Consider the following 10037-nt stretch of genomic DNA (forward strand, 5'->3'; position numbering starts at 1 on the left):
ACCCGCTGCTCCTCAGCCGGCTCCTCCTCACCGTCCTCCACGGAATGCTCCGCGCTCTCCCCCGCCACCTGCGCGAACAAATCCTCCTGTGTGTAGTCGGCCAGCCCACTGACCCCGACCCCCAGCAGCCGTACACCACCCGTCGTATCCACGGAATCCAACAGTCGAGCCGCAGCCTCCCGCACCACCGCCGGATCATCCGTGGGCCCACGCAACGTCTCGGAACGAGTCAGCGTGGAGAAGTCGTACCGCCGCACCTTCAGCACGATGGTCCGCCCCGACAACCCGGCCCCCCGCAACCGCCGCACACACCGGTCGGCCAGCCGCTGCACCTCCAGCCCCACCCGCACCCGGTCGTGGATGTCCACGTCATACGTGTCCTCCACCGACACCGACTTGGCCTCCCGCTCGGCCACCACGGGCCGCTCGTCGTGCGCCAGCGCCATGGCGTACAGGGCATGCCCATGAGCCTTGCCCAGCAGCCGTACGAGCTCGTCCTCACCCGCCTCGGCGATCTCCTCGACCGTGTGGATCCCGGCCCGCCTCAGATGGTCCCCGGTCGCCGGCCCCACCCCCGGCAACGTCCGCACCGACATCGGCCCGAGCAACGCCCGCTCCGTCCCCGGCTCGATCAGCACCAGCCCATCGGGCTTGGCCTGCTCCGAGGCGATCTTCGCCAGCATCTTGGACGCGGCCAGGCCGACCGACCCCGCGAGCCCGGTGACGGCCCGTATGTCGGCGCGCAGCCTCGCCCCCACCAACCGCGCCGACGCCTCGTCCCAGGCCGCCCCACCCGCCTCCAGATCCACGAACGCCTCGTCCAGGCTCAGCGGCTCCACCAGCGGCGACAGCTCCCGCAGCAGCCCCATGACCTGCTCGCTGATGTCCCGGTAGATCCCGAAGCGCGGCACGAGATACGCGGCATTCGGCGCCAGCCGACGCGCCTGCGCCATGGGCATGGCCGAGTGCACCCCGAACACCCGAGCCTCATAGGACGCGGTGGCGACGACTCCCCGCGGCCCGAGCCCGCCCACGATGACGGCTTTCCCGCGCAGGCTCGGCTTGGATGCCTGCTCCACCGAGGCGTAGAAGGCATCCATGTCGAGATGCAGGATCGTAGGCGCGTTCCTCACATCTCCGATGCTGCCTCACGCCACTGACAATGCCCTGCTACGACCGTCTGATCCGGCGCCCGCCGCCCTCGGCCGCCCGCCACACCACTACGACATGTGCCTCGGCGGAACCGCTCAGACCGCCCGGTTACGCCGCCGCGCCAGCTCGTCCGTCGGATTGTGCCCGACCAGGGTCTCCCCGGTGTCAATGCGCTCCCCGTGCAGCTGGGACAAGGCACTCTCCACGTCCCGCCACACCACACCCACAGCGATCCCGAAGATTCCCTGCCCGCCCTGGAGCAGCGCGTGCACCTCGTCCGGGGAGGTGCACTCGTACACCGTCGCACCGTCGCTCATCAGCGTCATGCGCTCAAGATCCCGAAAGCCCCGCTCCCGCAGATGCTGGACGGCGGTACGGATGTTCTGCAGCGACACACCGGTGTCGAGGAACCGCTTGACGATCTTCAGGACGACGACGTCCCGGAAGCTGTACAGCCGCTGTGTTCCCGACCCGTACGCGGGCCGCACGCTGGGCTCGACCAGCCCGGTGCGCGCCCAGTAGTCCAGTTGCCGGTAGGTGATGCCGGCGGCCGCACACGCCGTCGGACCCCGGTATCCGATCTGCTCGGTCTCCATGGACGCCGCCCCTCCGCCGCTGCTCGGCACGGCCGTCGGTCGCTGCGGAGCGAGATCGGCCGCGCTGCCCTGAAGCGGGCTGCCATGAAGCGGGTACGGACCGCTCGCCCCGAGACTGCGCCCCGGGGCACCCCCAGCCGTACCGTCGCCGCTGCTGCTCACGCCGACCTCCGTCCTTGACCTGCCTTCTCGACGGTAGGCAGTCACCAGGGGTGCGTCAACGATCGCCACACTCGGCACGCCGAGTGATAATCACCCTAGGAGTGGTTTCCCGCACCCCACCGCGGGGAAAGGCTAGCCGAATGCGCTCGGAGCGGGCCGCAGGACGCTCTCCCTCGCCGCTGGCAAATGCCGGCATTTGCGTAGTAACCGACTGTGCGCCTCACTGACTGCTGGTGCCGAAGTCCTCGGGCGAGATCTGGTCGAGGAACTCGCGGAACTTCTCCACCTCGTCCTCCTGCTCGTCCGGGATCGCGATGCCGGCGTCGTCGAGGACGCCGTCGCTGCCGTAGATCGGCGTTCCGGTGCGCAGGGCCAGCGCTATGGCATCGGACGGACGGGCGCTCACCTCGACACCACTGGCGAAGACCAGCTCGGCGTAGAAGACACCCTCACGCAGGTCCGTGATGCGCACTTCGGTGAGCTCCTGGCCGACGGCCTCCAGCACGTCCTTGAACAGGTCGTGGGTCAGCGGTCGCGCGGGGGCCATGCCCTGCTGGGCGAAGGCGATGGCCGTCGCCTCCCCCGGCCCGATCCAGATGGGGAGGTAGCGGTCGCCTCCCACTTCACGCAGGAGCACGATCGGTTGGTTGGAGGGCATTTCGACCCGGACACCTACGACATCGAGCTCGTTCACACAGCAACCCTAGGCCGTGCTCGGGACGTTTGGGTAGTCGGGCAGAGAACGGGTGGCCGATCCGGCCTCCCTGTGCATGCCCCGCTCAGGGCAGCCGCACCCCGAGAGCGGTCTGCACCAGCGCGGAGTGCAGCTTCACGGTGAGACCCGCCAGCTCCTTCGCGCGCGCCTCGGCGTGAGCCCTGGTCTGCGGGTTGCGGTGGCGGCGCAGCGGCGCCACGACCTGGTCCACGAGCCCGGCCTCCCGGTCCGCGGCGGCCTTCATCACCCGTAGATGCCTTGGCTCGATCCCGAACCGCCCCAGCTCGGCGACGAGCGAGGCCACGGTGACCGCCTCCGCGTCGTACGCCCCGTCCGGCAGCGGGGTGATCAGGCCGTACGACTCCCATTCCGTGAGCTCCTGCTCACCGATCTCGGCAGCTGCAAGCAGCGCGGACCGCCCGATCCGGGCCGGTGCGGGCGGCTCGACGGGCTCCAGGACCGTTTCTCCATCACGCTGACGGCACAGGGCCGGCAGCGGCGCGGCCTCACCGCGCTCCATGGCATCCAGATGCTCGCGGATGACCTTGAGCGGCAGATAGTGGTCCCGCTGCATCCGCAGGACGTGACCGAGCCTCTCGACGTCCCGCGTGCTGAACTTGCGATACCCCGAGGGGGTCCGCTGCGGCTCGACAAGACCCTCCGACTCCAGGAAGCGGATCTTGGAGATGGTGATGTCAGGGAACTCCTCGCGCAGCACGTTCAGCACCGCGCCGATGCTCATCAGCCGACTGTCCGTGGCGGCGATGCCGTAGCCGGCACCGCCGCTCGGTGTTTTCAGCATGGACCTTCCCTGGGTCTCCCCGGACGGGCTCCGGGGGAGGGTCAGTAGCCCCGCTGGCTCGCGTAGAAGACCAGCCGGTACTTGCCGATCTGCACCTCGTCACCGTTGTTCAGAGCGACCCGGTCGATCCGCTCACGGTTGACGTAGGTGCCGTTGAGACTGCCGACGTCGGCCACCGTGAACGAGCCGTCCTGGCCGCGATGGAACTCCACGTGCCGTCGCGAGACCGTGACGTCGTCCAGGAAGATGTCACTCTGCGGGTGACGCCCGGCCGTGGTCAGATCGCCGTCAAGGAGGAAGCGACTGCCCGAGTTCGGCCCACGACGCACCACCAGGAGCGCGGAGCCCATCGGCAGCGCGTCCACGGCGGCCTGTGCCTCGGGCGACAGCGCCGGGATCGGCGTCTGGCCGGTGGCCTCGGCGTCGTAGGCCTCAAGACCGGAGATGGAGATCGTGGACGTCGTCTCGGACGGGCGCTCGGGCGTCGCACCGGCCCGCAGCGGCGCGCCACAGTTGGAACAGAAGCGGCTGTTCTCCGCGTTGCGGTTACCGCACCTCGTACACACCAGGGCCGACATCGGGGAAAACCCTCCACCCGTACTTGAGGTTGACGGTTGCCCGAAACCTATGCCTCCGGACTGGCCAGGGTCAACCGACGGCGCGCCCTGACCTCCGGAAATGTCACCGCCCGGCCCAGACACCTGATCCCGGAACAAGGGACGCTGGCCCTCTTCGTCCCCTTGTGCGCGGTGACGAGAGGTCGCGTTGTCGCTACCCTCTCGCGCGCTCTTGCCGAACAACTTCGCAAACAACTTCACGGGCGATTCCCCTTGACCGAAACAGACCCGCCCGTGGGGCAGGACGAACCCTGACTGCACTCTCTGAACGACCCGGACATCCTCACAACGTCCGTCTCCACCAGACAGTTTCCACCACGCACCACCCATTCGGTGCGCCGACCCCCCGCAACCTCATGCCCTCGCCGGACGTCCCCCATGCACCCCCGGTTCACTGTGAGGACGACCGAGCGTAGTCAGGCCGCTTCGCCGCTCGCAAGGCGTCCACGAGGATCTTGTCCGACCGCTCGATGGTCACGGTGGCCTGCTCCTTCTCAAGGGTCTGCACCACGCCTCCAGGGATGTTGAGCGCCGGTTCGAGGTCCTGCGGCTTGCCGATGACCTTGAAACGATAGGGAGCGTTGATCTTGTTCCCGTCGACGCTCACGCTGTTGCCCGAATCGGTCAGATAGGTGTCGGCGACGACGCGTACGCCGTTCACCTGGATCGCTTCAGCGCCGGCAGCGCGCAGCTCCTGGATCGCGTCGAGCAGCATGTCCGCTTCGACCGTCCCCTTCGTGTCGTCGATGGTCATCGTGATGCCAGGTCCCTGCGCGGCCACGGTGCCCGCCAGAATGCCGAGTTGCTTCTCCTTCTCGACCGTCTGCTTGCGGGCCTCCTCAGCCTGGTTCGAACTGTTCTCCAGTTCGTCCCGCTGTTTTTCGAGACCTTGCTTCTCGTCCTCAAGACGCTGAGTACGGTCGTCCAGTTCATCGAGGATGCGAACCAGATCTTCCTGACGTGCGCCGCGCAGGGCGCTGTCGCCGTCGCTGTTCGACGCTACCTGGACGGCCAGGCCGAAGCCGAGGCCGAACAGCAGCAGGGCGACGATGAGTTGGGCTCTGGTGACCCTGGGCGGCCACAGCCCCTTCGCCAGCCGCTGCCGACCGGTCAACTGGGGCGGCTGCTCCTCGGTGGCGGCGTCCACGGCCTCCGCCTCGTCGGCGGCAGGCACCTCCTCGGGCAGTTCCTTGCGCAACCTGTTCTCCGCGGCCTCGTCGTGGTTGCTCATCGGCCTCACGCCCGGAAGACGTGCCGGCGAATCGCCGCGGCGTTCGAGAAGATCCGGATACCGAGCACGACGACGACACCGGTGGACAGCTGGGCTCCCACGCCCAACTTGTCGCCCAGGAACACGATCAGCGCGGCCACGACCACGTTGGACAGGAACGACACGACGAAGACCTTGTCGTCGAAGATCCCGTCGAGCATGGCCCGTAGACCGCCGAAGACGGCGTCGAGAGCCGCCACGACGGCGATCGGCAGATAAGGCTCGACGACCGCCGGAACCTCGGGCCGGACCAACAGGCCGGCCACGACTCCCACGACGAGGCCCAGTACGGCGATCACGATGTGCCCTTCTCGCTTTTCTCGGTGTTCGGCTGTGCTGTACGTACGATCACACTCGGTGCGGCGGGAAGCCGGAGGTCCTCCTGCACGGAAATGCTGGTCCTGATCCCGAAGTTCTCCTGCAGGGCGTGCAGATACAGCCCGTCGGCGCTGTCCTGGAACCTCGTGCTCAGCCTCTCTCCGTCCCCCACCGCGAGCACCGTGTACGGCGGCACCAGCGGCTTGTTGTCGACCAGTATCGCGTCACCCGCGGCCCTGATCGCCGACAGGGCCGTCAGCCGCTGCCCGTTGATCGAGACGGCCTCGGCGCCCGACTCCCACAGCCCGTTGACCACCCGCTGCATGTCGCGGTCGCGCACCCGGCCGGTGTCGGAGAACCCGGACGTCCCACGCGGGTTGCCGTCGCCTCCGGAGGTGGTCTCCTTGGCGTCGTTCACGACCAGCTTCACACCGGGACCGTGCACCTCGACTGAGCCCGCCAAGATGCCCACGAGCTCCGCCTGATCACCGTCACCAGTCGCTTTCAGCGCTTCCCGCTGCCGGGCACTCACGTCGTCTCGCAGCTTGTCGACGCTCTCCTCCAGCCGGTCCGCAGCCGCGGTCTCGCGGTCGATGCGGTCGACGAGTTCCTCGCGCTCCTTGGCCACGACGGGCGCCGCGACCCGTGCCTGCGCGGCTCCCACGGTCACCACGAGCGCCGCGAGCACCAGGCCGGCCGCCAGCCCGAGCTTCGCTCTGAGTGTCTTCGGCAGGCCTCCGTCGCCTGCGGCCTTCTTACGGGCGGCCGCCTCGGCGTAGCCGTCGTCGAGGCTGTGATCCATGACGTTGGTGAGCAGCGACATGGACGCGTCCGGACGCGTGGGGCGCGTAGGTGTGCTCCGAACGGGGGGCTGCGGCATGCCGCACATCGTCGCACGTCGCCACCGATACCTCCGAATGGCCCCACCGGCGTGCCGAGCAGGCCCCTAAGGATGCCTGTCCGGCACGCACGCGTGGTCCGTGCTTCAGCGGCCGGCGCTGTCCACGACGGCCGCCCATTCATCGAGCAGGGCCTGCGCGGAGGCATCGTCCGGCCCCTCGGCCCAGAGATGCGTGACGGCCTCGGCCGGGTCGGGCAGCACCATCACCCAGCGCCCGTCGGTCTCCACTACCCGCACGCCATCGGTCGTGTCGACAAAGCGATCACCTGCCGCCTCCACGACCCGACGCATCACAAGACCCTTTACGGCCCACGGAGTCGCAAGATCCCGCTTGATGACATGCGCCCGCGGAATCCGCGCGTCGATCTGGCTGAGCGTGAGCTGGGTCCGCGCCACCAGACCGATCAGCCGCACGAAGGCCGCCGTCCCGTCGAAGACGCTGCTGAACTCCGGGACGATGAAACCGCCCTTGCCATCCCCGCCGAAGATCGTCGTGTCATCGCGGCCGACCCGGGTCAGGTCGTCCGGCGAGGTCGTCGTCCATTCCACCTGTGTCCCGTGGTACGCCGCCACCTGCTCGGCGATCCTCGTGGTGGTCACCGGCAGCGCCACACGCCCGCTGCGCCGCTCCGCGGCCACGAGGTCGAGCATGACGAGCAGCGCCCGGTCGTCCTCGACGATCCGCCCCTTCTCGTCGACCAGCGACAACCGCTCGCCGACCGGGTCGAACCGCACCCCGAACGCGGCCCGCGCGGACGCCACGATCTCTCCCAGCCGCACCAGCCCCGACCGCCGCGCATCCGCCGACTCCGTGGGCCTGGACTCGTCAAGACCGGGGTTGATGGTCAACGAGTCCACACCGAGCTTGCCGAGCAGACTCGGCAGCACCAGCCCTGCGCTGCCGTTCGAGGCGTCGACGACAACCTTCAGCCCCGACTCCGAGATCCCCGTCGTATCGACGTTCCGCAGCAGCGACCCGGTGTACGAGTCGAAAACACTGGCCGGGAAGTGCAGATCCCCGATCTCACCCGGGAACGCACGCCGGTACTCCTGCCGCGCGAACACCCGGTCCAGCTTCCGCTGACTGGCCTGCGACAGGTCGGCCCCCCGCCCGTCGAAGAACATGATGTCCACCGAATCCGGCACTCCGGGCGTCGTCCGGATCATGATCCCACCGGCACTACCCCGCGCGGTCTGCTGCCGCGCCACAGGCAGCGGTACGTTCTCCAGGTCGCGTACGTCGATGGCGCTGGCCTGAAGCGCGGAAATGACCGCCCGCTTCAGCGCTCGGGCGCCACGCGAGTGATCGCGGGCCGTCGTGACAGTGGACCCCTTCTTCAGGGTCGTCGCATAAGCGCCGGCGAGGCGCACGGCGAGCTCGGGCGTGATCTCCACGTTCAGGATCCCGGAGACACCACGGGCGCCGAAGAGATGCGCCTGCCCCCTCGACTCCCAGATCACCGAGGTGTTGACGAAGGCGCCGGCCTCGATGGTCTTGAACGGGTAGACGCGCACATTACCCTGGACGATCGATTCTTCACCGATCAGGCATTCATCACCGATGACCGCGCCGTCCTCGATCCGGGCAGCGCGCATGATGTCGGTGTTCTTTCCGACGACGCAACCGCGCAGATTGCTGTGCTGCCCGATGTACACGTTGTCGTGCACCACAGCCTTGTGCAGGAACGCCCCGCTCTTGACGACGACGTTCGAGCCCACGACGGTGTGCTCCCGGATTTCCGCACCGGCTTCGACCTTGGCGTAGTCCCCGATGTACAGAGGGCCGCGAAGCACGGCATCGGGATGCACCTCGGCACCTTCCGCCACCCACACACCCGGGGAGATCTCGAAGCCGTCGATCTCGACGTCGACCTTGCCCTCCAGGACGTCGGCCTGCGCCTTCACGTAACTCTCGTGGGTACCGACGTCCTCCCAGTAGCCCTCCGCGACATACCCATAGATCGGCTTGCCTTCCTTCATCAACTGCGGGAAGACATCGCCGGACCAGTCCACGGGAACGTCGGGCTCGACATAGTCGAAGACCTCGGGCTCCATGACATAGATGCCGGTGTTCACGGTGTCGGAGAAGACCTGCCCCCAGGTCGGCTTCTCGAGGAAGCGTTCGACCTGGCCCTCCTCATCAACGATCGTGATACCGAATTCCAGCGGATTGGGCACACGGGTCAGACAGACCGTGACCATCGCGCCCTTTTCCTTGTGGAAATTGATCAGCTCGGTGAGGTCGAAGTCGGTCAGGGCATCACCGGAGATGACGAGGAAAGCATCGTCCTTCAACGCCTCTTCGGCGTTCTTGACGCTTCCGGCGGTACCGAGTGGCTTCTCCTCATTGGCATAGCTGAGCTCCATTCCGAGCTCTTCACCGTCACCGAAGTAGTTCTTGACCAGGGAGGCCAGGAACTGAACTGTCACGACGGTCTCATTCAGCCCATGCCTTTTGAGCAGCCTCAGAACGTGCTCCATGATCGGCCGGTTGACCACCGGTAGGAGCGGCTTGGGCATGCTTGAGGTCATGGGACGAAGGCGCGTGCCCTCGCCCCCGGCCATCACGACGGCCTTCATGTCGGAAGCGTCCTCCTTGAAGAGACGACGGTCTAGCCGACTTCACCCGTCCAGATTGTCCCGCACTTTTCCACTGCGGGCCATCGAGCCGCTACGCCGGCTTCAATCCGAGAGTTCAATCGGCCATGGCGTCCGCACGAACCAGGCGGCGGACTTGTACCACGTAGAGGACTCCTGCCCACCAGTACAGCGTCGTACCCCATCCGGCGAACGCCCATCCGAAAATAGCAGCCAGTGACGGGATCCACCCACTTCCGTCACTGAGCAACAACAGCGGGAAGGCATACATCAAGTTGAACGTGGCGGCCTTCCCAAGGAAGTTCACCTGCGGCGGCGGATAGCCATGACGCCGGAGGATGCCCACCATCACCAGCAGAACCAGCTCACGCGCCAAAAGTACAGCCGTCAACCAGACTGGCAGAATCTCGCGCCAGGTGAGTCCGACCAAAGTCGAGAGAATGTAGAGCCTGTCAGCCGCGGGGTCGAGAAGCCGGCCGAGGCTGCTGATCTGGTTCCAGCGCCGCGCGAGCTTGCCATCCAGATAGTCACTGACGCCGCTTAGAGCCAGCACCAGCAGTGCCCAGCCGTCACTCTTCGGCCCGCCGAACTCAGGCCTGAGAATCAGCCACAGGAACAGCGGCACGCCAAGCAGCCGCGCCATGCTGAGGATGTTGGGGATGGTGAGTACCCGGTCCGTCTGGACGCGGGTCTCCTGGACCTCCACCCGGGGGCCTCCTGTGGGAAACGTACCTACGATGCCCCCTGACCCTACCTCAACACAAAAAAGCTCTGGCCCTCGGGCTGTATGCCCAAGAGCCAGAGCTCTAAAAGGAGTTCGGCGGCGTCCTACTCTCCCACAGGGTCCCCCCTGCAGTACCATCGGCGCTGTAAGGCTTAGCTTCCGGGTTCGGAATGTAACCGGGC

10 protein-coding genes and 1 rRNA gene are annotated in these 10037 nt (G+C 67.2%); all 11 read right to left on the bottom strand.

Features of this window, described 5'->3' with window-relative positions:
• Nucleotides 1–1133 (bottom strand): DNA polymerase IV (locus ADK36_RS05720; RefSeq protein ID WP_107086832.1); only part of this gene is annotated, 1133 nt, incomplete at its 3' end.
• A gap of 114 nt (nt 1134–1247) precedes the next feature.
• On the bottom strand, nt 1248–1910 hold the full coding sequence (locus ADK36_RS05725; protein WP_078916815.1) for a MerR family transcriptional regulator: 663 nt from the start codon (nt 1908–1910) through the stop codon (nt 1248–1250).
• Nucleotides 1911–2130: 220 nt separating this feature from the next.
• Entirely contained in the window at nt 2131–2604 is a 474-nt protein-coding gene (locus ADK36_RS05730) for a bifunctional nuclease family protein (RefSeq protein ID WP_004002801.1), read from the bottom strand.
• A gap of 85 nt (nt 2605–2689) precedes the next feature.
• Nucleotides 2690–3427 carry a MerR family transcriptional regulator gene (locus ADK36_RS05735; RefSeq protein WP_048587375.1) on the bottom strand — a complete coding sequence of 246 codons (738 nt, stop codon included), beginning with the start codon at nt 3425–3427 and terminating at the stop codon, nt 2690–2692.
• 41 nt (nt 3428–3468) lie between these two features.
• Nucleotides 3469–4374, bottom strand: a complete 906-nt coding sequence (locus ADK36_RS45860) for an FHA domain-containing protein (RefSeq protein WP_078916816.1) — start codon at nt 4372–4374, stop codon at nt 3469–3471.
• A 61-nt stretch (nt 4375–4435) separates the two neighbouring features.
• Nucleotides 4436–5275, bottom strand: coding sequence for a DUF881 domain-containing protein (locus ADK36_RS05745; RefSeq protein ID WP_048587377.1), 840 nt, complete (start codon nt 5273–5275; stop codon nt 4436–4438).
• A 5-nt stretch (nt 5276–5280) separates the two neighbouring features.
• Nucleotides 5281–5613, bottom strand: a complete 333-nt coding sequence (locus tag ADK36_RS05750) for a small basic family protein (RefSeq protein WP_003988855.1) — start codon at nt 5611–5613, stop codon at nt 5281–5283.
• Nucleotides 5610–6521 carry a DUF881 domain-containing protein gene (locus ADK36_RS05755; RefSeq protein WP_107083975.1) on the bottom strand — a complete coding sequence of 304 codons (912 nt, stop codon included), beginning with the start codon at nt 6519–6521 and terminating at the stop codon, nt 5610–5612. The genes ADK36_RS05750 and ADK36_RS05755 overlap by 4 nt, the downstream gene beginning before the upstream one ends.
• Before the next feature lie 96 nt (nt 6522–6617).
• On the bottom strand, nt 6618–9113 hold the full coding sequence (locus tag ADK36_RS05760) for a mannose-1-phosphate guanyltransferase (protein WP_048587379.1): 2496 nt from the start codon (nt 9111–9113) through the stop codon (nt 6618–6620).
• A 115-nt stretch (nt 9114–9228) separates the two neighbouring features.
• Nucleotides 9229–9837 (bottom strand): CDP-alcohol phosphatidyltransferase family protein, encoded by a 609-nt coding sequence (locus tag ADK36_RS05765; RefSeq protein ID WP_048587380.1) that lies wholly within the window; start codon nt 9835–9837, stop codon nt 9229–9231.
• 109 nt (nt 9838–9946) lie between these two features.
• Nucleotides 9947–10037: ribosomal RNA gene (rrf, locus tag ADK36_RS05770) — 5S ribosomal RNA — on the bottom strand; the annotation flags it as partial.

It is taken from the genome of Streptomyces viridochromogenes, from assembly GCF_001270495.1.
GTDB classification, from domain to species: domain Bacteria; phylum Actinomycetota; class Actinomycetes; order Streptomycetales; family Streptomycetaceae; genus Streptomyces; species Streptomyces viridochromogenes_A.

What these genes read in the sequence shown, in the direction of transcription:
- ADK36_RS45860 (WP_078916816.1), bottom strand. Translation starts at nt 4,374, where the DNA reads ATGGGTGGTGCGTGGTGGAAACTGTCTGGTGGAGACGGACGTTGTGAG.
- ADK36_RS05745 (WP_048587377.1), bottom strand. Translation starts at nt 5,275, where the DNA reads ATGAGCAACCACGACGAGGCCGCGGAGAACAGGTTGCGCAAGGAACTG.
- ADK36_RS05735 (WP_048587375.1), bottom strand. Translation starts at nt 3,427, where the DNA reads ATGCTGAAAACACCGAGCGGCGGTGCCGGCTACGGCATCGCCGCCACG.
- ADK36_RS05755 (WP_107083975.1), bottom strand. Translation starts at nt 6,521, where the DNA reads ATGTGCGGCATGCCGCAGCCCCCCGTTCGGAGCACACCTACGCGCCCC.
- ADK36_RS05760 (WP_048587379.1), bottom strand. Translation starts at nt 9,113, where the DNA reads ATGAAGGCCGTCGTGATGGCCGGGGGCGAGGGCACGCGCCTTCGTCCC.